Origin of the sequence: Actinomadura sp. SCN-SB (assembly GCF_043906805.1) — a bacterium.
Taxonomy (GTDB): domain Bacteria; phylum Actinomycetota; class Actinomycetes; order Streptosporangiales; family Streptosporangiaceae; genus Spirillospora.
This window is the reverse complement of sequence record NZ_JBIMPP010000027.1, coordinates 55607-76512: the sequence shown is the minus strand read 5'-3', so window position 1 is coordinate 76512 and position 20906 is coordinate 55607. Positions and strand designations below refer to the sequence as shown.

Here is a 20906-nt window from a genome sequence, read left to right as displayed (position 1 = left end):
TTCAAGCAAAAGCCCCAGGTCCCTCAGCCCCCCGCGGAGCCCTCATGGCACGAGGCCCCATCCGCGTTCACCCCCGCCGGTCCTCGCCGGTGACGCCGTCCAGACTCCTCACGCCGCTCGCGTTCGCCGCCGTCCTGCCCCTCGCGCTGTCCGGCTGCGGATCGCCCGACTACCACTACGTCAAGAACTCGGAGCAGAAGACCTACTTCAAGGTCCCCTCCGAGTGGCACCGGATCGACCAGCGGACCCTCGACGGCATCCTGAGCGCCGACGACCCCGACTCCGCCGCCGCCCGCGCCAGGCCGCGGCTCGTCTGGTCGGTCGCCTACGACGCGCACGAGGTACCGCACCCCACCCACCTGTACGGGGTCGCCAGCGACCAGCCGTTCGTCTGGGCCGTCGTCCGCCCGCTGTCCAAGAAGGAGCAGGACGCGGTGTCGCTCGACATGCTGCGCGACACCTTCCTCCCGGTCACCGAGAACGGGCGGGCCGAGCTCGCGCAGCGCGGCGGGCAGCTCGCCGGCTTCGAGCTGACCCGCGACCAGGTGCTCACCCCCGGCGGCGGGCTGCGCGGCGTGCGCACCACCTTCAACTACCGGCTCCCGACCAGCCCGGACCTTCAGACCTTCGACGTCACCGCCTACGTCAGCGACGCCGGGCGGCTGTACGTCATGGTGCTGCGATGCTCGACGCGCTGCTTCCACCAGCGGGCCGCCGAGCTGGACGCGATCGCCCGGTCCTTCACGGTGAGGAACGACTGATGATCTTCCGGCGGCGGCGCGGCGGCGCCTCCCAGACCCCTCCCGCCGAGTCCCTCCTCCGGCGCGGTCTCCGGCTCACCTCGACGTTCCTCTCGGGATTCGCCTACCCGGAGGTCGTCTGGGGAGAGAGACCCAAGGTCTCGCTGGTCAAGTCTGCCCGGACGGCCGGGCCCACCCGTCCGCGGCCGGCGCCGTGGGACCGGATCAAGTACCCGCTGCTCCTCACCGTGGTGTGGTTCATCCTGGTGTGGGCGGCGATGGCGGACAACCCGCTGCTGCCGTTCGTGGACGCGATGCGCGAGCAGTCCCGGGCCGCGTCCTGGGTGTTCGTCCTCCTCGGGCTGGAGCTGATCCGGCAGGGCCACTTCCTGATCAGCGAGCGTTCCAGCGGCTACCACCGGTTCTGGACGCACCGCGTCTTCGGCGGGTTCGAGCGGTACACGCACCGGCGGTTCTCCCCGTGGACGCGGTTCCGGGTGTGGCGGGCCACCGTCTGGCTGTTCTGGATCGCGGTGTTCGCCGTGGTCGCCGGGAAGGTGCTGGACACCTCACCGGCGCTGGCGCTGTTCGAGGCGCCCCGGCTGCTGTGGGAGGCGCTGCCGTTCCTCCTGCAGATCATCTTCCTGTTCTTCGTCATCATCATCCAGTTCGTGGGGCTGTTCTGGTTCCTGTCGCGCGGCGGCGTGGACACCTACATGCCCGACGACATCAAGACCCGCTTCGGCGACGTGTGGGGACAGGACCACGTGCTGGAGCGGGTCAAGGAGAACATCGTCTTCCTGGAGAAGCCGCAGGAGATCGAGGCCAAGGGCGGGTACGTGCCCGGCGGGATCCTGCTGTGGGGGCCGCCGGGCACCGGCAAGACGCTGATGGCCGAGGCGGTCGCGGGCGAGACGGGCCACCCCTACGTGTTCGTCGACCCCGGCGCGTTCATCCAGATGTTCATGGGCATCGGGGTGCTCAAGGTCAAGTCGCTGTTCCGCAAGCTGCGCAAGCTGGCCCTGCGCTACGGCGGCGTGATCGTCTTCTTCGACGAGGCCGACTCCCTCGGCCGCCGCGGCGCCCTGGCCCAGGTCGGCCCGGGGGGACGTCCGGCGGGCACCCGTCCCGCGGCGTTCGCGGCGGCGGGCTGCCACGGCCTCTCCTACCTCTCGCCCGACACCCGGTGGCAGCTCGCCAGGGACGCGCTCCACTCGGGCGGGACGCCGGACGGGACACCGGCGTGGCGCGACAGGTTCTTCATGGGCGGAGGGCTGAACGCGGGCGGTGGCGACACCGGGACGCTCCAGGCGCTGCTGACCGAGCTGTCGGGCCTGAAGAAGCCGCGCGGGATCGTCAACCGCTACGTCCGGCGGCTCCTGGGCATGAAGCCCAAGCCGCCGCCGAAGTACCGGATCCTGGTCATGATGGCCACCAACATGCCGGAGGCCCTGGACGAGGCGCTGCTGCGCCCCGGCCGGATCGACCGGATCTACAAGGTGGGCTACCCGTCCAAGGCCGGCCGGGTGCGCACCTACGAGGGGTACTTCGGCAAGGTCAGGCACGAGCTGACGCCCGAGGAGATCGACAAGCTCGCCACCATCACCCCGTACGCCACCGGCGCCGGCATCAAGGACTTGGTGAACGAGGCGCTGATCACCGCGATCCGGGCCGGCCGGGAGGTCATCACCTGGGCGGACGTGATGAAGGCCAAGCAGCTCAAGAGCCTGGGGCCGCCCGAGGGCGTGGAGTACCACGACAGGGAGCGGCACGCCACGGCGGTGCACGAGGCATGCCACGCGGTCGTCGCCTACCGGGTGCGGCGCCATCTGGAGATCGACATCGCGACGATCGAGAAGGGCGCGGAGTACCTGGGGATGGTCGCCAGCATCCCGGTGGAGGACCAGTTCACCCAGTGGCGCAGCGAGTACGAGGCGGACATCCTGGTCTCGCTGGCCTCGCTGTCGGGCGAGCGGATGTTCTTCGGCGGCGACAGCTCCTCGGGCGTGTCCGGGGACCTGGAGTCGGCGACCCGGGTGGCGTCCCTGATGGAGGGCTACTGGGGCATGGGGTCCACGGTCTCGTCGCACGCGGTGTCGTCCCAGCTCGGCATGGGGACGCCGGGCGGCGGGGGCAAGGGCGCCAAGGAGGCCGAGAAGGAGATGCGGCGGCAGCTCGCCGACCGGATCGAGGACCAGCTCGCCACGCTGCTGGCCCGGGTGGAGCGGATCCTGGAGGAGAACCGGGCCCAGGTGCTGGCGGTCGCGCACGCCCTGGAGACCCACAAGACGCTCCAGGGCGAGGACGTGGTCGCCGTGATCGAGGGTCGCGAGGGTCCGCTGGTCGACGGGCGCGTCTACGCCGACCCGGCGTTCACCCGCGAACTGGAGGAGTACCACCAGGCGGCGCTGGCCGCGCATCGCGGGCGCACCCCCGTCCGGCTCTCCCTGCCCGCCGTCCCGGACGAGCCGGTGCGGCGCGACAGCGCCAAGAGCCCCGTGCCGGAGGGCCGGTCCTGATCAGCGGTGGCCGCCCGTCAGGGGAACGGTCATCTCGATCTCGGTGCCCCGGCCGGGCGCGGAGTCGACGGTGACGGTGCCGCCGAGGTCGCGGACGCGGCCGCGGATGGACTGGGCGACGCCGAGGCGCCCGTCCGCCGCGGCCTCGGCGAGGCGGTCGCGCGGCATGCCGGGGCCGTCGTCGCGGACGCTCACCGTGATCCGGCCATCGCCGTCGTCCTCCAGCAGGACCCAGGCGCGGGTGCCGCGCGGGCAGTGCCGGTGGACGTTGTCGAGGGCCGCCGCGACCGCCGCCTCGACCTCGCGCGCCGCGGGCTCGGCGAGCGGCACGGGCGTGGCGGGGGTGGAGACGGTCACGGACGGCGACCCGTGGCGGTCGAGCAGCGTCCGCAGGTCCACCTCGTCCGCGGGCCCGCCGGCGCGGCGCGGGGCCGCGGGCGGTCCGGCGCCGATCAGCGAGCGCAGGGCGGCCTCCTGCTCGCCCGCGAGCCGGGCCAGCTCGGCCGCCTCACCGCCCATCTCGGCGCCGCGCCGCCGCACCATCGCCAGCACCTGGAGCACCGAGTCGTGGATGCGGCGGGCCAGCCGCTCCCGTTCGCGGGTGGCGGCCTCCAGCTCCACCGCCCGCGCCAGCCGCGCCTCGGCGTCCATGGCGAGCTTGACCACGTGCCCGACGACCAGCCCGGCCAGGAACAGCAGGACGATCCCGTTGAAGGTGCGCGACCCCACCGAGCCCGGCATCCCGGCGATCACGTGGACGAGGACGTTCGCGACGCCGATCACCAGCGAGGCCGCCACTCCGGCGCGTTTGCCGCCGCCCTCCACCGCCCAGGACAGCACGGCCGCCGCCACCCACGCGACCGGCAGGGTGGGCCGCCCGGCGGCGATGTTCGCCGCCGACTCCACCCAGGCGGTCGCCAGCACGCAGCCGGACGCGACGGCCAGGTCCGCGACCAGCAGCGGACGTCCGCGCCGCCGGGGGTCGCTGAAGGCGAACGTGGCGTAGAGGGTCCACAGCGCCATCACGGCGAGGACGGCCCAGCCGCCCAGCGGGTGCGCGTACCCGTCGAAGTTCATCGCGATGAGCGCCGCCGCGTAGAGCAGCGACGCGACGCGGTAGAACGCGACGGCCCGCCACAGCGCTACCTCAAGGCCCATGGCGCCGCGGCGATCAGCCGTCGTCGTCTTCGGGACGCGCCTCCCGCCCCGCCAGCTCGGCCTTGACCTCGGCGGCGTAGCGGTCCACGTACTCCTGGCCGGACAGCTCCCTGATCGCCTGCATGATCTCGTCGGTGATCTTCCGCAGCGTCTCCGGATCGTCCTCGTGGCCGTAGTAGCGGGAGAAGTCCATCGGCTCGCCGAACTTCACACCGGGCCGCACCCCGAGCTTGAACAGGGGCTTGCCGGACGGCATCAGCTCGAAGGTGTTGAGCATCGCCATCGGGATCACCGGCGCCCTCGACTTCAGCGCCAGCCGGGCCACGCCCGTCTTGCCCTTGTAGAGCCGGTTGTCGGGCGCGCGGGTGCCCTCGGGGTAGATGCCCAGCAGCTTGCCCTCCTTGAGGATCCGCAGCCCGGTCTCCAGCGCCGCCTCCGCCGCGCTGCCCCCGGTACGGTCCACGGGCACGACCCCCACACCGGTCATGAACGCCTTGCTGATCAGCCCCTTGATCCCCTTCCCGGTGAAGTACTCGGCCTTGCCGAGGAAGAAGATGGGGCGCATCAGCGGCAGCGGCCCGAAGAAATGGTCCGCGAACGACAGGTGGTTGCTCACCAGGATCGCCGGGCCGCGTTTGGGGACGTTCCGCATGCCCGAGTTCCGGGGACGCCACACCACGTACAGGATCGGCGACAGAACGATCCTGAGGAGGATCCAGAACCACAGCATGCCGACAACCTTCCTCTGCCCTCTGCCTGAGGCGCGTTCCGAACACTCCGGCCGACACTCCGGCCTACGGGGATGATGCGACATCTTCGCACTCCTCGGCCGTCGTGCCCACACCACCGGGTCCGCCTTTCCCTCCATGTGCGCTTGCCGGGCACCGATGAGGGCGATATGAACGTAGGCTCTTCGAGTGGGAAACGGGATCGGGTGTGCCCCAGGGCTTGTCCCGGGCCGCGCAGCGAATACCGTGGGACGCACGTCAATGGGGAGCGGAGCGACATGACCGAGGAGCCTGCCCCGTGAATCGCCGTGGCAATGGACTGTCAGCGGACAGCTACGCCCCGCTGGTCGACCTCGCCCCGCACCTGGCCGACGTCATGCTCGCGGCGCTGCGCGAGGCGGGCGTGGCGGCCTACGCCGCCACCCCCGAGGAACTGGCCGGGCTCGCCGAGGAGACGGCCGCGCACGCGGTCGCGCAGCCCGCGTCCGACGGCGTCGAGGACGTCCTGGACCGCCTGTACGTGGACGTCGAGATGAAACCCACGGCCGAGAGCGTCCTGCGCATCCACCTGACCCGGCTGCGCGACTCCGAGCGCCGCGACCTGGAGCTGCGGGACCTCGATCTGCGCGACCGCGACCTCCTGGACTCCGACCTGATCGAGGGCTCCGGCGCCGAGGGGCCCGGCGGCGGCGTCGACCTGGACAAGCCCGCGCCGCGCGACGAGGACGAGGTCTGGGCGGAGATCGTGGCCGGGTTCGACACCGTCCACGAGGGCGACCGGGTGCCCTGGCCGGACCAGGAGAACCTCGACGAGCCCGAGCCGCCCGCCGAGGGCGACGACCGCACCGGCCGCCTCCCCCGCGCCCGCGTGATCAAGGCGGCGGACGTGGCGCACCCGGCCACCGGGGACGACGCCGCCGAGGAGGAGGACGACGACGACGAGGGCCACTTCGTCCCGCCGCCCCCTCCCCCGCTTCCCAGCGCCGACCCGCTGACCAAGGGCGCGTGGATCGCCCTGGTGGGCGGCCCCCTCTACCTGCTGGTCACGGTGGTGCTCGACTGGGAGGTGCCGGGCTACGCCGCCTTCCTGGCCGTGGCCGCGTTCATCGGCGGCTTCGTGACCCTGGTCCTCCGAATGGGCGACGAACCCCGCGGCCCCGACGACGGCGCCGTCGTCTGACCCCCCGCGCACCCACCCCAGCCCCGAACGGTCGCCCAAGCGCTGCGATCGCGACCGAAGGCAGGGGCGAGCGCCAGCGAGACCCTGATCGCGCAGCGAGCCCCTGGGCGAGTCGGAGCGATGCAGCGATCGCCGCAAGCACGACAAGCGACGAGCCCCCAGGCGAGGAGCGCAGCTCGTGCTAGCCAATAACCACAAACGCAACTACCTCAACCCGTCACCCCAGCCCCGAACGGCGCCCAAGCGCCGCGATCGCGACCGAAGGCAGGTCCGAGCTTGCGAGGACCTGATCGCGCAGCGAGCCCCTGGGCGAGTCGGAGCGATGCAGCGATCGCCGCAAGCACGACAAGCGACGAGCCGCCAGGCGAGGAGCGCAGCTCGTGCTTGCCAAAAAACTCAAAAGCGCAGCTCGGCTAGGACGGGGCGGTGATCGGTCGCTTTGGGGTAGTCGGTGGCGATGGCGGGGTCGGTGGGGACGCCGCAGCCGCGCACGTCGATGGCGGGGTCGGCGAAGATGCCGTCGATGCGGCGGCGGGGGTGGCGTGAGGTGAAGGTGAGGGGTTCTCCGGTGGGGGCGACGGCGTTGGCGTCCTGGAAGCGTGCGGCGAGGAGTGCCCAGGAGGGGCCGCCGGGTTGTTCGTTGATGTCGCCGGCCACCACGACCGGGGCCCGGTAGGTCTCCCGGGCCCGGTCGAGGTGGTCCAGCACTTCGCGGGTGTGGGCGCGGCGCGCCGTGCTTTGCAGGTCGAGGTGGGTGCAGGCGGTGATGAGGCGTGACGCGCCTTCTCCCGTGCCGGGTTCGGTCCCGAATTCCAGGACGGCGATCGCGAGGGCCCTGCGGTGCAGCAACGGGTAGTAGCGCAGCAGGTGGAACTCGCGGTGGACCACGCGGGCGCGCGGGCCTGCGAGGACGGCGAGCCCCGCGGGGCGGCGTCCCGCGGCGACGGACATCCCGACGGCCTTGGCGAGGCGCAGCCGTTTGAGCCGCCACAGCAGGAAGCGCGGCACCTCCTGGAGGCACGCCACGTCCGGGTTCAGGCCGCGGATCACGCGGATCACCGCGAGCGGATCGTCCTTCAGCGCGCGGACGTTGTAGGTCAGCAGCCGGACGTCCGTCACCGGCCCCTCCTCCCCCGAGACGGCGCCGCCGTCAGGTCCTGGCCAGGTCGGCGGCTCCGACGATGCCGGCGTCGGAGCCCAGCTCGGCGATCCTGATCTCCGGCAGCGGCCGGTGCCCGCGCCCGGTGAGCGCGTTCTGGAACGATTCACGGATGGGGTCGAGCAGGAGGTCGCCGGCGTCGGACAGCCCGCCGCCGATGATGAACGCGCCGGGGTCGAGGATGGCGGTGAGGTCGGCCAGGCCCTGCCCGGCCCAGTGCCCGACCGTGCGGAAGCATTCCAGCGCGGCCTTGTCGCCCTCCCGCGCGGCCTGCGTGACCTCGGGGCCCCTGATCCCTTCGGGTCGTCCCTCGCCCAGCTCCAGCAGCCGCCCGGCCATGGCCGGGGCCACCCTGGCCAGGTCGCGGGCCTCGTGGACGAGGGCGTTGCCGCTGGCGTACTGCTCCCAGCAGCCCCGGTTGCCGCAGCCGCAGCGCCGGCCGTCGGGGACGACCCGGAAGTGGCCGACCTCGGCGCCGATCCCGAACCGGCCCCGGTACAGCTCCCCGTTGATGATGATGCCGCAGCCGATCCCGGTGCCCAGCGTGACCAGCACGATGAAGTCGTGCTCGCGCCCGGCGCCGAAGCGGGCCTCGCCCCAGGCGGTGGCGTTGCCGTCGTTCTCCACCACCACCGGCAGTCCGGTGAGCTTCTCCACCTTGGCCTTGATCGGTTCCTCGCGCCAGGCCAGGTTGGGCGCGAACAGCACGGTGGAGCGGGTCTCGTCGACGAACCCGGCGGTGCCGAGGCCCACCGCCGACACGTCCTCGAACTTCCCCTTGAGCAGGTCGACGACCTCGGCGATGACCGCGGCGGTCTCCTTGGGGTTGGTGGAGGGCGTGGGCCGGCGGACCTTCTCCAGGATCGTGCCCCGGTCGTCGACCACACCCGCGGCGACCTTGGTTCCCCCCACGTCAACGCCGATGGTCAGGGCCATGTACGGTTCCTCCTCCTCGCGGCGCCTGGCGGAGTCTGCTGCGCCAGCCGAGCCTGCTGCACTAACCCGATGTCACCCACCGTCGGGCCCGCCGTCCGCGCCTCCGCCGGCGTCGCGCCGGTCGGCGGCCCGTGGGCCCCAAGGGCCGCGGGTGCGTTCGTACGCCGCGGCCACCTCTCTCGCGGCCGCCAGCAGCGACCGCATGGCCTCCCGAAGATGCGCCTGGACGTCGGCGCCCGACTCCCGCGACACCGCGATCGCCCGGCAGATCGGGCAGTCGCGGCATTCCGCGGCGCCGGTCGCGATCCGCGGCGGCGCCTCCCGCTCCCGGCTCCGCTCGGCGGCGCCGGCCTCGGCCACCGCGCGGCTCCAGACGTCCTCGCCGGCGGCCCGGTCGTCGCCGCCGGCGGCGTGCTCGGCGGCCGCGCCGCCGACCGTGTCGTTCCACCGCCTGCGCAGCGTCCCGATGAGCTTGACCGCCTCATCCAGCAGGTCGCCTGGCTGCTCGTTCATCACACCATTGTCCATCTGCCGCCGGAACGAAACCCGCTCCGGCACCGGGGCCCGGGGAAGGATAGCGCCCGCGCGGCCGGTTCAGCCCTCGACGTGCCGTTTGAGGCCCTTGAGGGCCGAGTCGATGATCCGCTTCTCGCCCTTGCGCTTGACCATCCCGATCATGGGCACCCGGACGTCCACGGCCAGCTCGTAGGTGACCTCCGTGGTGCCCTCACCGGTCTCCCGGAGGGTGTAGGTGCCGTGCAGGCCGGTCACCACGTTGCCCTTCTCGGTCAGTTCCCAGCGCACGCCGTCGTCGCCGTCCCAGGTGTAGGCGAGGCCGACGGTGTCGCTGAACGGGCCGCCGTCGAAGGTCAGCCGGGCGCGGGCGGCGCGGCCGTCGGGACCGGTCTCCAGGACGGTGAAGTCGCGGATGCCGCTGGCCCATTTCGGATACGCCTCGAGATCGGCGATCACCGCCATGATCTCGGCCTTGCCGGATCCGATGGTGATGGAAGAACTGGTGCGGTCCGCCATCGATGCTCCGCCCTTCTGGCCCGGGTGCCGTCCCATGGAAAGTATCCGTCACAGCGACAGAACGTAAGGAACTCCGCTGCCACGGAAGTGCCCCACGTTGACACATTCGGTGCGGCCGATGCGCACGCGGCGCGCCAGCGGCTGGTGGACGTGACCGAACAGCACGTACCGGGGCTGGGTTTCGTGGATCGCCTCCAGCAGCGCGTCGCTGCCCCGTTCGAACCGGCGCGCCACCGTGTCGTACAGCAGGTCGGGGACGGAGGGCGGGATGTGGCAGCACAGCACGTCGACGGCGCCGACCGCGGCGACCTTGGCGGCGTACACGTCGTCGTCGAGCTCGTAGGGCGTGCGGTACTCGGTGCGCAGCCCGCCGCCGACGAACCCGAACGTGAGCCCGCCCAGCTCGACCACCTCGCCGTCCAGGACGTGATGGCCTTCGCGCAGGTAGTCGCCCCACATCTGCGGCAGGTCGACGTTGCCGTAGGTGAGGTACGCGGGGGTCGGCATGGCCGCGAACAGCTCGGCGTACTGGCGGCGCACGGCCCTCTCGATGTGCGGCCACGCGCCGCCTTCCAGGGAGTCCCACATCCGCCGGGTGAAGGCGCGTGCCTCCTCGAAGCGCTTGCGCGTGCGCAGGTCGATGAGGTGGTCGGCGTTCTCCTGGCCGAACAGCTCGGCGAAGATGCCCCGGCCGTGGTCGGAGTAGTCGAGGAACAGGATCAGGTCGCCCAGGCAGAAGAGCGCGTCCGCCCCGTCGGCGGCGGTCTTCAGGGCCTCGGCGCGGCCATGGACGTCGCTGACCACATGGATCCGCATGAGGGAACTCTAATCCGCGCCGCCCGGTTCGTCCGGCCTGTCCCCCTCGGTTCCCGCGGGGAGGCCGAGGGGTCTACCTGCCCGCGGCGGCGGAGACCAGGGCGCGCCATTCCCGTACGAGGCGAGCGTCCACCGGCGCGTCCCAGGATCCGTCGGGACGCACGGCCGTGCCGACGTGGAAGGCGGTCACACCGGCGGCGGCCAGCACCGCGACGTGCTTGCGCCGCAGCCCGCCGCCCGCCATGATCAGCCCGGCCGAGCGCGGCCCCTCGGCCGCCCGCCTGACCAGCGCGTCCACCCCGGCGTCCACGCCGCGCGGCGAGCCCGCGGTGAGCACGGTGTCCAGGCCCCCGCCCAGGTCGCGCACGGTGCGCCAGGCCGGCTCGGGCTCGGTGGCGTGGTCGAGCGCCCGGTGGAACGTCCAGGGCAGGGGCGCCACGACCGCGGCGAGCTTGCCGACCGCGCCGGTGTCCACCGCGCCGAGCGGATCGAGGAAGCCCAGCACGAACCCGTCCGCGCCCGCCTGGCGGTGCAGGTCGGCGGCGCGGTGGAGCCGGTCCAGCTCGGGGATGGACGTGCGGAAGCCGGCGTTGGCCCGCAGCATCACCCGGATCGGCAGGGACGTGGCGGCGCGCAGCTCGGCGACGAGGTCGGGATCGGGCGTCAGCCCGTCGGCGGCCATGTCGGCGACCGCCTCGATCCGGTCGGCGCCGCCCTCCTGCGCGGCCCGCGCGTCGTCCGCGCTCAGTGCGATGACCTCAAGCAATGACACGAGCCCCCCAAGGTGTCGGGTGAGGCCGCCCGCGCCCCGAAGGGCACGGCGCCCCACGTGTCCCGGACGTCCCGCCGCGCCGTGGCCCCCCTCGCCCACGGCTCCGGGGCCGAGCCTAGCGACGGCGGCGGCGCGGCCAGGGGCGGCCGGGACCGACTTTGCGTCACCGTTAACCGGCGGCCAAGGTGATATCCGATGCCAAAGTGAGCGGGGAAATGAGCAACGAGGTAAGCGAATTCCTACTCACGGGTATCATTGGATGGCGGGAACGCTGTACCGTCGTCCCCGCAGATTCCCCGTGAACCGAGGAGTGGGCCGTGCGCGAGTTCAGCGTCCCCGCGATGGTGGAGGTCCCGGCCTCCGCCAATCTGACCGACGCGCCCTTCACCCGAGCCGCAGAGGACCCCGGCAGGGTGGTGCTGCGCCGCAAGAGCGGTGAGACCTGGCGCGACGTGACCGCCGCCGAGTTCGCCGCCGAGGTGACCGGCCTGGCCAAGGGCCTGATCGCCGCGGGTGTCGAGCCGGGCGACCGGGTGGCGCTGATGTCGCGCACCCGCTACGAGTGGACCGTCCTGGACTACGCGATCTGGGCCGCGGGCGCGGTGACGGTTCCCATCTACGAGACCTCCGCCCCGCAGCAGATCGAATGGATCGTCGGCGACTCGGGCGCCAAGGCCGTGTTCGCCGAGACCGCCGACCATCTCGCCGCGATCGAGGAGGTCCGCGAGGCGCTGCCGGCGCTGGCGAACGTCTGGGGCATCGAGTCCGGCGGCCTGGACACGCTGGCGTCGTCGGGCGGGGACGTCTCCGACGAGACCTTCGAGGAGCGCCGCCGCTCCCGCTCGGCCGCCGACCTGGCCACGATCATCTACACCTCCGGCACCACCGGGCGCCCGAAGGGCTGCGAGCTCACCCACGGCAACTTCGTCGAGACCTCCCGCAACGCCATCGAGGGCGCGATCCGGGAGGTCACCGTGGACGGCAGCTCGACGCTGCTGTTCCTGCCGCTGGCGCACGTGTTCGCCCGGCTGATCCAGGTCGCCACGGTCGAGTCGGGGATCGTGCTGGGGCACAGCGACGTCCCCAGCCTGCTGCCCGACCTGGCCACGTTCCGGCCCACCTTCCTGCTGGCCGTCCCGCGCGTGTTCGAGAAGGTCTACAACGGCGCCGAGCAGAAGGCCGAGGCCGACGGCAAGGGCAAGATCTTCCGGGCGGCGGCCGACACCGCGATCGCCTACAGCCGGGCGCTGGACGGCGGCCGGCCCGGCCTGGGCCTCAGGCTCCGGCACAAGCTGTTCGACGTGCTGGTCTACGGGAAGCTGCGCGCCGCGGTCGGCGGCAGGGTGGAGTACGCGGTGTCCGGCGGCGCGGCGCTGGGCGAGCGGCTCGGCCACTTCTTCCGCGGCGTGGGCATCACCATCCTGGAGGGCTACGGCCTGACCGAGACCACCGCGCCCGCCTCCGTCAACCGGCCCTCCGCCCTGAAGATCGGCACGGTGGGCCAGCCCATCCCCGGGGTCACCGTGAAGATCGCCGATGACGGCGAGGTCATGGTGCGCGGCGTGAACGTCCTCACCGGCTACTGGAACAACGAGGCCGCCACCAAGGAGTCGCTGGAGGACGGCTGGTTCCACACCGGCGACCTGGGCGCGCTGGACGAGGACGGCTTCCTGTCGATCACGGGCCGCAAGAAGGAGATCCTGGTCACCGCGGGCGGCAAGAACGTCGCCCCGGCCCCGCTGGAGGACAGGCTGCGCGCCCACCCGCTGATCAGCCAGTGCATGGTGGTCGGCGACGGCCGCAAGTTCATCGGCGCGCTGATCACGCTGGACGAGGAGGCGCTGGGCCCCTGGAAGGAGCGCAACGGCAAGCCCGCCGGGATGACGGTGGACGAGCTGCGCACCGACGCCGACCTGGTCGCGGAGATCGACGCGGCCGTGGCCGAGGCCAACAAGAGCGTCAGCAGGGCCGAGTCGATCAAGAAGTACGCGATCCTGGCCGTGGACTTCACCGAGGAGGCCGGGCACATGACCCCGAGCCTCAAGGTGCGCCGCCACGCGGTGATGAAGGACTTCGCCGAGGAGATCGAGCGGCTCTACGCCTAGGAGCGGCCCCGCCCCCTAACGGGCCGAGCCGGCGGCGGGTTCCGCGGCGAGGGCGGCGACGGCCGCGTCCACCGGGGTGTCGCCGTTGACCAGCTCCAGCACCCTGCGGCGCACCCTCGGCTCGTCCAGGAGCGCGACCAGCACCGCGGCCACGTCGTCGCGGGTCACCTCGCTGTGCCCGACGTACGGCGCGTCCAGCCGCACCCTGCCGGTGCCGGGGTCGTCGGTGAGGCGCCCGGGGCGCAGGATCAGCCATTCCAGGCCGTCCCGGAGGCGCAGGTCGTCCTCCGCCTCCTTCTTCGCCCTGACGTAGGCGGCCCAGACCTCGCCGCGCTCCGGCCTCGGCGGCTCGTCCACGCCCATCGACGAGATCTGGAGGAACGTACGGACGCCGGCGCTCTCGGCGGCGTCCGCCAGGAGCACCGAGGCTGCGCGGTCCACGGTGTCCTTGCGCGCCGCTCCGCTGCCGGGCCCGGCCCCGGCGGCGAACACCACCGCGTCCGCGCCACCGAGGTGCCCGGCGGCCTCCTCGGCCGTCGCGGCCTCCAGGTCGCACATCGCCGGTGCCGCGCCCGTGTCCCGGACATCGCCCTCGTGGGCGGGGTTGCGGATCAGGCTCGTGACCGTGTCGCCGCGTCCGGCCAGCCTCCGGGCCAGCCGCAGCGCGATCTTCCCGTGCCCGCCCGCGATCACGATGTTCATGAGGCGATCCTACGGAAGGCGGCGACGGGTGCCCTGAACACGGGACGGCCGGTGCGGGGGTACCGGCCCTGATACCCCCGCACCGGCCATGGGAACGGGTCTTTCGCTCGTGTCCCTTACACGGTTTCCTGCGTGATGTCCTCCTCGTGGCCGGCTTCGCGATCGTCCGCGCGGGATCCGGTACGGATCAGCAGCGGCGCCCGGTGTTGATGCAGCGGACGGCCCGCTGCATCAGGCGTTCGGGCATGACGTTCACGAAGTCCGCGTGGTCGGTCACGGGGTCGTGTCCCTGCTCGGGGAAGGAGTCGACGGCGAACGCCTGCGCCCGGTTGGGCAGGTTGTAGACCAGCGTCAGCCGCAGCTGCGGCACCGCGCGGGTGCCCTGCGGGCAGGCGCCGTTCGCCTGCGGGAACACGATGTGGGTGCGGTGGTTGGCGCTGTCGGTGTTCTGGCCGTCCCAGCAGCTGGGGAAGTCCAGGACGCGCATCACCTGGCTGCGCCGCGGGCACAGCGGGTACTTGTCGGTGAACCCGCGGTTGGTGAACCCGGTGCAGGTCCAGAAGGCGCGGGCGTTGGCCAGGCCGTTGGTGCCGGCCTTGGCGTCACCCATGATCACCCGCAGGAACCTGGGCATCGCGACCACCCGGCCGCGCGGGTTCCCGCGGAACTGGATGTTGGCCGCGCGCGGCGTCACGATCGCGCCGACGTTGCCGTCGGCCGCGCTCTGCTCGGCCGACTCGGAGGTGTCCTCGCGGTTCCGGTCGCGTATGACCGGCCAGTAGTACGTCGACAGGTCACCGTTGGAGCAGGTGGTGCCGGACGCGGCCAGGCTCTCGTCGGTGGAGAAGGCGTCCGCCGACTCGTTGCCGACGTAGTCGTGCTGGTGGTGCGCACCGTTCTGGACGCCCGGCGCCACGATGAAGTTGTCCGGGTTGCGGTGGCCTTCCCGGTTCGTCCCACAGCGCGAGGTGAACGTGCCGCGCGACGCGCCGCGCGACGCCCTCGGCTCCCGCCTGCGCGGGGCCGTGCGGATGTCGGCGAAGTCGTCGGCGTTCGGGCCGGGCACCACGCCCGGCAGCTGCGGCGGCGCGCTCGGGTCGGCCGGAGGCTCGCTCGCGTCCGGCGGCGCGCTCGGGTCGGCCGGGGGCTCGCTCGCGTCCGGCGGCGCGCTGGCGTCCGGCGGCGCGCTGGGATCCGCCGCCTGCTCGCCACCGCCCGCATCGGGCGGCTCCGGGGCCTCCGTCGCCGAGGGCCTCGGCTTCGGATGCGCGGCCGTCGCGCCGGCCGGCCCCTGCGTGGCCGCCGTGACCAGCAGGAGCGCCGGAAGGACGACGGCGATGCCTTTCTTGATTCCCATGTAGATCTCCCTGTGAACGGGGGTGAAAGACCCGTCAGGAAAGGGCCGATTTGGACACCAGGCCGGTGCTTTCCAGCAGCGTCATGTGCGTGTTGACGTACTTGAGGGCACGTTCGGCGAAGGCGCGGATCTCGCTGTTCTCGGTCTTCGCCCGGACCTGCGCGATCACGCTGAAGACCTTGCCGTGGGCGGCGCGCAGCCGCAGCACGAAGAGGCGGTCGTACTCGGGGCCGAACCTGTCGGTCAGCTCCACCAGCCACGACTTCTGCTGCGGGCTGGGCTCGTTCGGCAGGATCACCTCCAGCCGCTTCGCCACGTCGCGGGTGTCCTCGTCGAGCCGCGCGTGCTGCTCGGCGATCATTCCGGCGATCTCCTTCACCCGGGGACTCGCGGCGCGCTGCTGGGCCTGCTGGCCCGCGGGCATCTCCCACAGGCCGGCCTGGCGGACCGACACCAGCAGCTGCCGGTCGGCGGCGCTCAGCCGCCCCCATCGGGTGTCCACGGTGCCCCCGCCGATCCTGGCGTTGCGCGTCTCGCCGTCCGCCGGAACGGTCGGCGGGCTGACGATGACGTACATGGCCGCCGCGACCGCGACGGCCGCCGCGACCACCAGGAGCAGCCGGCCGCGTCGCATGCGCGGCAGGGTCCGCATCTCCCCGATGCCGTACGACTTACGCAAGGGGGTTCATCCTCCTTTCACCGCATTCCGAACGGCCCCGGGCGGGGTCTTCGGGCAATACGGGCACGCCGTGCTCCCGGTTCACCGTTCCACCATTTTTCTCAGCACTTTTCTCGCGCACCCCGACGGCAATGATTTGGGCAGGATGAATGGCCGGGCCGCGTTTGCCCGCGGCCCGTCTTCATGGCCCGCCTCGCCGCGTCCTGGCAGGTCAGGACCGGCGGGCGGCCCCCTTGGGCGGGTCCGTCGTCACGCGCAGCGCCAAAGCGGGGCACATCGCCACCGCTTTCTGCACATCGCGTTCCATCCAGACCGGTATGTCCGAGCCCAGCACGACCGGGAAACCGTACCGGTCGAGCTGGATCAATTCCGGAACGAGATAGGCGCACAGGCCATGACCGTCGCAGCGGCTCCAGTCGATGGCCACCCGGCCCTCCGACCCGGTCGGGACCGGCAGCGGCAGCACACCGAACACCGGCTGCCCGCACGTCCCGCCGTAGCGGTGGATCCGGATGTCCTCGGCGAACGCCTCCAGCGCCGACAGCACGAACCTGGCCGTCCCGTCCGGATGCGAGCAGGCGCCGCGCCCGCGCCCGATCCCGCAGGCGCGGCGCACATCGTTGACCGTGCCGGAGCCGTCGCAGAGCGCGTTGAGCGTGCGCACCACGTCCGGCAGGCCCAGCCGGCACGGGCCGCACTGCCCGGCGGACTGCGCCGCCAGGTACGAGGCGATCCTGGTGACCTCGCCGAGCGGGCAGGTGCCCTCGGTCAGCGGCAGGATGATGCCGGCGCCGACCGTGCCGTCCACCGCCTTCATGCCCTTGCGCGACAGCGTCGCCCGCGACACCGCCGCCGGGTCCAGCCACATCCCGTGGTAGCCGCCGACCAGCACGCCCTGCCCGACCGGGGTGTCGCACTCCTTCAGGACGGCCTGGAGGGGGATCCCGATGGGCGCCTCCACGACGTGCGTCCCGCCGATGGTCAGCAGCGTGGTGCCCGGCTCGTCGTCGGTCCCGGAGAAGGCGTACAGGTCCGACCCCAGCGAGGCCAGCACCGCCACCTGCGCGAACGTCTCGGTGTTGGACAGCAGCGTCGGGCAGTCGTCCACACCGGAGTCGGACGCCCGCACCTTCTGGCCCGGCGGGATGGGCTGCTCGCCGTTGATCGCCCGGATCACCGCGCCGGCCTGGCCGGAGATGAACCGTTCGGTGAGCCGCACCACCCGGGCCGGCATCCGCCGCTCGACGATCGCGGCCCGGACGGAGCGGGCCGCCTCGTCGTCCTCCACCGCCACCACGATCCGCTGGGTGCCGAGCGCGGACGCGGCGATCGACGCGCCGTCCAGCACCAGGTGGGGGGCGCGGGTCAGCAGCACCTTGTCCTTCGCGCTGCCCGGCTCGCCCTCCGCGCCGTTCACCACCACGACCGCGTCCGCGGCCGGGCGGCGCCGGTCGGCGCGCTCGCCGGGCAGCAGCACCTCGTCGGAGGACGGATGCCTGATGCGCGCGGCCACGGCCATCAGCTTGCGCGCGAACGGGAACCCGGCTCCGCCGCGGCCGCGCAGGTCCACCCGCTCGGCCATCTCGACCAGCTCCGGCAGGGCCGGGGTGATCAGCCGGCCGTGCACGGCCTTGTGCCGTTCCAGGTCCAGCCGGTCGAACCGGTCGAAGCCCAGGGTGAGCCTCGCCCCGCCGATGTTGGAGACCGTGACCGCGCCGCTCATCGCATCACCTCGCTCGACCTCGGATCACCGTCAACGCGCAGGTCGGCGGAGCGCGGGTCGGGTCCGCGCACCGCGCCGCGCACCGGGGCGCGTCGTCCCGCCGCCTCACGGCTCGGCACCTCGCGTCCGGCCGCCGCCCGGCCCTCGGCGGCCGCGGGGTCGGGCTCGCCGAGCAGGTCGCCGGCGCGCCGCACCTCGCGCGGCTTGATCACGACGACCATCCGGGTCAGCACGGCCAGCGCGACCACGGCGACGCTCAGCACGTACGCCAGCGTCACCCACGCGGGTGAGGAGCGGCCGGCGGTCAGCCCGTGCACGATGGCCAGCGGCCACGACACGTACGCCAGCGCGTGCACGGACCGCCACAGCCAGGGCCGGGTGGCGCCGACGAACCGGATCCGCAGCAGGCCGCTCGCCACGATCACGATCAGCAGGTCGAACGCCAGCGCGCCGTACCCGATCGGCCCGGTGCTCGGCGTGAAGATCTGCGACGGGAAGGCGAGCCCGCCCACCACCTTGACCAGGATGTGCGCGATGACGAAGGTCACGGCCAGCACCGTGGTGGCGCGGTGCACGGCCTGCGCCAGCACCCGGTGCCTGATCTTCAGGATGAGCCGCTCGGTGGCCAGCAGCCCGCTGACCACGGCGGTGGTCATCGCCAGCAGGGTGAACACGCCCGCGTAAAAGGAGAGAAAGCGCTGCACGTCGCCGGCCACGGCCCCACCCTGCGGGGTCGCCGCGCCGATGAGCACCAGGACCGCACCGATGAGCACGGCGCGCAGCGCCCAATTCGGCACGGCCGGGTCGTCGCTAGTTCTCGTTCGCACTAGTAGAACTCCTGTTCTGTTGAGCGGGAGGCGAGGGATCGGCCTGCGGCCTGTCCCCGCCGGCGCCGGGCAGGTCGGGGAGTTCGAGGTCCGGCGAGGGATCGGCGGCGGGGACGGCGCCGAGGTTGGCCAGCAGCCCGCCGGGGAGCACCTGGAGCGCGCCGCGTTCCGCGAAGCCCATCAACGGCTGGGCCCTCTCCTTGAAGGTCCAGCCGCCGAGGTTCGCCCCGTTGAGCGGGACCTCCTCGGCGCCGCGGCGCAGGGAGAACTGGACGAGGGCGCGGGGCGCCTCGGCCCCGCCGCAGGGACGGTCGGATCCGATCCGGCCGAGCGTCGTCCCGCGCTCCACCGGACTGCCGTTGCGCAGACCGGACACGCCGGTCATGCGGTAGTACGTGCTGGCCAGCCCGGTGCGGTGCACCACCATGACCAGGCCGCGGCCGGCGCGGTCCGAGCAGAACCTGTACATCCGGCCCGCGCCGGCCGCCTGCACGGTCCCGTCGCCACCCCAGAAGGCCAGGGCACCCAAGGGCCGGGACGAGGCACGCCCATCGGCGCTGCCGATCGTCCAGGTGTCCCCGACCTTCCAGGGCAGCATCAGGCCGTCGCCGGCCCTGGTGCCGTTGACGGCCGCGACGGCCTGGTCGGCGGTCACGGCGCTGTAGCGGTTCAGCACCTCGACCTCCGCCGGTGGGACGACCGAGGCGGGGACCCGCCCGATCGTCGCGGTGAACGCGCTGGTGCCCGACACGGCCACCTGCCAGACGCCCTGCGCCCAGCGGCCCACGAAGAACGCGGTCTGCGGGGTCGCCGAACTGCCGGCGGGCACCGGGATCGCCGCGGTGCCGAACGCCCAGGAGCGGTCCGCGCTGTACCGGTCGACGTTCACGATCGGCTGCCCGGCGGGCGCCGCGCCGTACGCCTGCCGCGCGGCGGTGCCGTGCTGCGCCATCATGATCTTGCCGACCTGCGCGGTCAGCGTGGTGGTGTCCGGCGGCGAGCCGACGGGTGTCCGCCCGTCCGGCGTGCCATCGCCCTGCTGCGGCGCGGTCCCGGGCCGCCCCTGCTTGCCGGGGTTCTTGAGGACCACGTCGTTGCCCACGGGACCCGGCTTGCCGAAGGTGGTGCCCTCCAGCAGGCTGCGCTCCACGATCGCCAGCAGTGACAGGCCGACGACGATGGAGAAGACCAGCGCGCCGGTGCCCAGCCGGTCGGCGGGGCCGCGGGCGCCGCGCACGCGCTGCGTGGGGCTCTGCCGCGGCACCGCCCGCACCCCGCCGCGCTTCGCGCCCCGCGCGGGCCGCCGCTTGGACCGTCCCGGCCGCTCGCGCGGCTCGGCGGCCGCCCGCCTGGGCCTGGCCGGGTACGGCTCGGACCGCGTCCTGGCCGGGCGCGCCGGGTTCGACCACGCGGGATTGGACCAGGCGCCGCCCCGCATGTCGTTGCGCGGGTCGTCCCGCGGATCGGTGCGCAACCCGGCCCGTGCCACGCTCCGCATGTCGTTGCGGGGATCGTTGCGCGGCCCGGGGCGGGGCGTCCCGCCACGCGGGTCGTTCCTCACGGCGTTACGCGGGTCGTTCCGCCGGTCACCGCGAGGCGCCCGCTGCTCGCCCGTGGGATGGTCACGCCGGGTGCTCCGGGAGTCCCCCAGGCCCGCGCCTCGCGGATCCGTGCGGCCGGGGCCGTGCGGCTCGCCCAGACCCGGACCCCGCGGATCGGTGCGCCCGAGCCCGCGGGGAGCGCCCGCGTTCCGGGGATCGGTGCGCCCGGGGTCACGCGGCCCGCCCAGGGCGGCGCCGCGCGGATCGGTGCGGCCGGGATCGCGGGAACCCGTGCGGCCGGGGTCACGAGGGCCGGTGCGCCCGGGGTCACGAGGGCCCGTGCGCCCGGGGTCGCGGGGCTCGCTCCGGCTCAGGCCGCGAGGGTCGGTGCGGCCAGGGTCACGGGGACCGGGATCGCGAGGGTCGCGGGGACCGGGGCGGCCGCGTGGCGCGGTGCGGCCGGGCGCGTCGCGGCGGACGGTGCGCAGGTCGTTGCGCGGGTCGCTGCCCATGTCATTACGGGGGTCGCGCTTGTCGCGGCCACGCCGTGGCCGCTCGCGCGGCGCCTGGGCACGCGAAGCCTTGTCGCGTGGTGCCTGGTCACCGGGGTCGTCCTCGCCGAACACCCAGGCCAGCCCGGACTGCGCCGGCTCGCCCTGCCGTCGCTGCCCGGATCCCTTGGCCCGGGATCCCTGCTTGGACCGTGGACGTGCCGGGTTCGCCCAGAAGGCTTCATACGTGCTTTCAGACGCATGCCTACTGTCGCGTCGCGCCATGCCCTCTCCTGTGGAGGAGGTGGAGGCAAGGCGAACGCCACCCGTGGTTCCGTCGTCGTCATGGGCCGGGGACCCGTGACGTGTCCCTGATTCGCCGCGGACGACGGCGACGAGCCCGCTCCGCTCACGCCGCGCCCTGGGACGGCTCGCCCTCGA

The 20906-nt window shown here is 73.1% G+C and carries 18 protein-coding genes; 4 read left to right on the top strand and 14 right to left on the bottom strand.

Going from position 1 to position 20906, the window contains the following annotated elements:
- Window positions 1-44 precede the first annotated feature (44 nt).
- Together ACGWYJ_RS19210 and ACGWYJ_RS19205 are read left to right on the top strand one after the other, a co-directional pair.
- Window positions 45-761: a hypothetical protein gene (locus ACGWYJ_RS19210; protein ID WP_395107439.1), complete on the top strand. Its 717-nt coding sequence runs from the start codon at window positions 45-47 to the stop codon at window positions 759-761.
- Entirely contained in the window at window positions 761-3259 is a 2499-nt protein-coding gene (locus tag ACGWYJ_RS19205; protein WP_395107438.1) for an AAA family ATPase, read from the top strand. Before ACGWYJ_RS19210 ends, ACGWYJ_RS19205 begins: the two co-directional genes overlap by 1 nt.
- Here the strand turns inward: ACGWYJ_RS19205 and macS are convergent, their stop codons facing one another.
- Both macS and ACGWYJ_RS19195 read right to left on the bottom strand, forming a co-directional pair.
- On the bottom strand, window positions 3260-4417 hold the full coding sequence (gene macS, locus ACGWYJ_RS19200) for a MacS family sensor histidine kinase (RefSeq protein WP_395107437.1): 1158 nt from the start codon (window positions 4415-4417) through the stop codon (window positions 3260-3262). It abuts the gene before it with no gap.
- Between the two features lie 13 nt (window positions 4418-4430).
- The gene (locus ACGWYJ_RS19195; RefSeq protein ID WP_395107436.1) at window positions 4431-5147 is read right to left on the bottom strand and encodes a lysophospholipid acyltransferase family protein; all 717 of its coding nucleotides are present in this window, start codon (window positions 5145-5147) and stop codon (window positions 4431-4433) included.
- A 296-nt stretch (window positions 5148-5443) separates the two neighbouring features.
- On the opposite strand from ACGWYJ_RS19195, the gene ACGWYJ_RS19190 reads away from it, so the two are divergent.
- Window positions 5444-6325, top strand: coding sequence for a hypothetical protein (locus tag ACGWYJ_RS19190; RefSeq protein ID WP_395107435.1), 882 nt, complete (start codon window positions 5444-5446; stop codon window positions 6323-6325).
- Window positions 6326-6721: 396 nt separating this feature from the next.
- Here the strand turns inward: ACGWYJ_RS19190 and ACGWYJ_RS19185 are convergent, their stop codons facing one another.
- The 6 genes from ACGWYJ_RS19185 to ACGWYJ_RS19160 form a co-directional block, all read right to left on the bottom strand.
- Complete coding sequence (locus ACGWYJ_RS19185; RefSeq protein WP_395107434.1) at window positions 6722-7444, bottom strand: endonuclease/exonuclease/phosphatase family protein; 723 nt, start codon at window positions 7442-7444, stop codon at window positions 6722-6724.
- Between the two features lie 31 nt (window positions 7445-7475).
- Complete coding sequence (locus ACGWYJ_RS19180) at window positions 7476-8420, bottom strand: ROK family glucokinase (RefSeq protein ID WP_395107433.1); 945 nt, start codon at window positions 8418-8420, stop codon at window positions 7476-7478.
- 72 nt (window positions 8421-8492) lie between these two features.
- Window positions 8493-8933 carry a hypothetical protein gene (locus ACGWYJ_RS19175; RefSeq protein ID WP_395107432.1) on the bottom strand — a complete coding sequence of 147 codons (441 nt, stop codon included), beginning with the start codon at window positions 8931-8933 and terminating at the stop codon, window positions 8493-8495.
- A gap of 81 nt (window positions 8934-9014) precedes the next feature.
- Window positions 9015-9452: an SRPBCC family protein gene (locus tag ACGWYJ_RS19170; protein ID WP_395107430.1), complete on the bottom strand. Its 438-nt coding sequence runs from the start codon at window positions 9450-9452 to the stop codon at window positions 9015-9017.
- A gap of 48 nt (window positions 9453-9500) precedes the next feature.
- Window positions 9501-10268 carry a metallophosphoesterase gene (locus tag ACGWYJ_RS19165; protein ID WP_395107428.1) on the bottom strand — a complete coding sequence of 256 codons (768 nt, stop codon included), beginning with the start codon at window positions 10266-10268 and terminating at the stop codon, window positions 9501-9503.
- A 73-nt stretch (window positions 10269-10341) separates the two neighbouring features.
- Window positions 10342-11040, bottom strand: coding sequence for a copper homeostasis protein CutC (locus tag ACGWYJ_RS19160; RefSeq protein WP_395107427.1), 699 nt, complete (start codon window positions 11038-11040; stop codon window positions 10342-10344).
- Between the two features lie 317 nt (window positions 11041-11357).
- On the opposite strand from ACGWYJ_RS19160, the gene ACGWYJ_RS19155 reads away from it, so the two are divergent.
- On the top strand, window positions 11358-13145 hold the full coding sequence (locus tag ACGWYJ_RS19155; RefSeq protein ID WP_395107426.1) for an AMP-dependent synthetase/ligase: 1788 nt from the start codon (window positions 11358-11360) through the stop codon (window positions 13143-13145).
- Window positions 13146-13160: 15 nt separating this feature from the next.
- Here the strand turns inward: ACGWYJ_RS19155 and ACGWYJ_RS19150 are convergent, their stop codons facing one another.
- The 6 genes from ACGWYJ_RS19150 to ACGWYJ_RS19125 all read right to left on the bottom strand — a co-directional run bounded on the left by ACGWYJ_RS19150 (window position 13161) and on the right by ACGWYJ_RS19125 (window position 20750).
- Window positions 13161-13847, bottom strand: coding sequence for an NAD(P)H-binding protein (locus ACGWYJ_RS19150; protein WP_395107424.1), 687 nt, complete (start codon window positions 13845-13847; stop codon window positions 13161-13163).
- Between the two features lie 187 nt (window positions 13848-14034).
- The gene (locus ACGWYJ_RS19145; protein ID WP_395107423.1) at window positions 14035-15204 is read right to left on the bottom strand and encodes a DUF1996 domain-containing protein; all 1170 of its coding nucleotides are present in this window, start codon (window positions 15202-15204) and stop codon (window positions 14035-14037) included.
- A 34-nt stretch (window positions 15205-15238) separates the two neighbouring features.
- Window positions 15239-15883, bottom strand: a complete 645-nt coding sequence (locus ACGWYJ_RS19140; protein ID WP_395107422.1) for a DUF4142 domain-containing protein — start codon at window positions 15881-15883, stop codon at window positions 15239-15241.
- Window positions 15884-16094: 211 nt separating this feature from the next.
- The gene (locus ACGWYJ_RS19135) at window positions 16095-17606 is read right to left on the bottom strand and encodes a ferredoxin (RefSeq protein ID WP_395107420.1); all 1512 of its coding nucleotides are present in this window, start codon (window positions 17604-17606) and stop codon (window positions 16095-16097) included.
- Window positions 17603-18433, bottom strand: a complete 831-nt coding sequence (locus ACGWYJ_RS19130; RefSeq protein ID WP_395107419.1) for a hypothetical protein — start codon at window positions 18431-18433, stop codon at window positions 17603-17605. The genes ACGWYJ_RS19135 and ACGWYJ_RS19130 overlap by 4 nt, the downstream gene beginning before the upstream one ends.
- Window positions 18417-20750: a hypothetical protein gene (locus ACGWYJ_RS19125; protein WP_395107417.1), complete on the bottom strand. Its 2334-nt coding sequence runs from the start codon at window positions 20748-20750 to the stop codon at window positions 18417-18419. Before ACGWYJ_RS19125 ends, ACGWYJ_RS19130 begins: the two co-directional genes overlap by 17 nt.
- Window positions 20751-20906: the final 156 nt, after the last annotated feature.

Bases quoted from the DNA above. Each gene is read 5' to 3' on its own strand.
- ACGWYJ_RS19210 (WP_395107439.1), top strand. From the start codon at position 45: ATGGCACGAGGCCCCATCCGCGTTCACCCCCGCCGGTCCTCGCCGGTG.
- ACGWYJ_RS19205 (WP_395107438.1), top strand. From the start codon at position 761: ATGATCTTCCGGCGGCGGCGCGGCGGCGCCTCCCAGACCCCTCCCGCC.
- macS (WP_395107437.1), bottom strand. From the start codon at position 4,417: ATGGGCCTTGAGGTAGCGCTGTGGCGGGCCGTCGCGTTCTACCGCGTC.
- ACGWYJ_RS19195 (WP_395107436.1), bottom strand. From the start codon at position 5,147: ATGCTGTGGTTCTGGATCCTCCTCAGGATCGTTCTGTCGCCGATCCTG.
- ACGWYJ_RS19180 (WP_395107433.1), bottom strand. From the start codon at position 8,420: ATGGCCCTGACCATCGGCGTTGACGTGGGGGGAACCAAGGTCGCCGCG.
- ACGWYJ_RS19175 (WP_395107432.1), bottom strand. From the start codon at position 8,933: ATGAACGAGCAGCCAGGCGACCTGCTGGATGAGGCGGTCAAGCTCATC.
- ACGWYJ_RS19170 (WP_395107430.1), bottom strand. From the start codon at position 9,452: ATGGCGGACCGCACCAGTTCTTCCATCACCATCGGATCCGGCAAGGCC.
- ACGWYJ_RS19165 (WP_395107428.1), bottom strand. From the start codon at position 10,268: ATGCGGATCCATGTGGTCAGCGACGTCCATGGCCGCGCCGAGGCCCTG.
- ACGWYJ_RS19150 (WP_395107424.1), bottom strand. From the start codon at position 13,847: ATGAACATCGTGATCGCGGGCGGGCACGGGAAGATCGCGCTGCGGCTG.
- ACGWYJ_RS19145 (WP_395107423.1), bottom strand. From the start codon at position 15,204: ATGGGAATCAAGAAAGGCATCGCCGTCGTCCTTCCGGCGCTCCTGCTG.
- ACGWYJ_RS19135 (WP_395107420.1), bottom strand. From the start codon at position 17,606: ATGAGCGGCGCGGTCACGGTCTCCAACATCGGCGGGGCGAGGCTCACC.
- ACGWYJ_RS19125 (WP_395107417.1), bottom strand. From the start codon at position 20,750: ATGGCGCGACGCGACAGTAGGCATGCGTCTGAAAGCACGTATGAAGCC.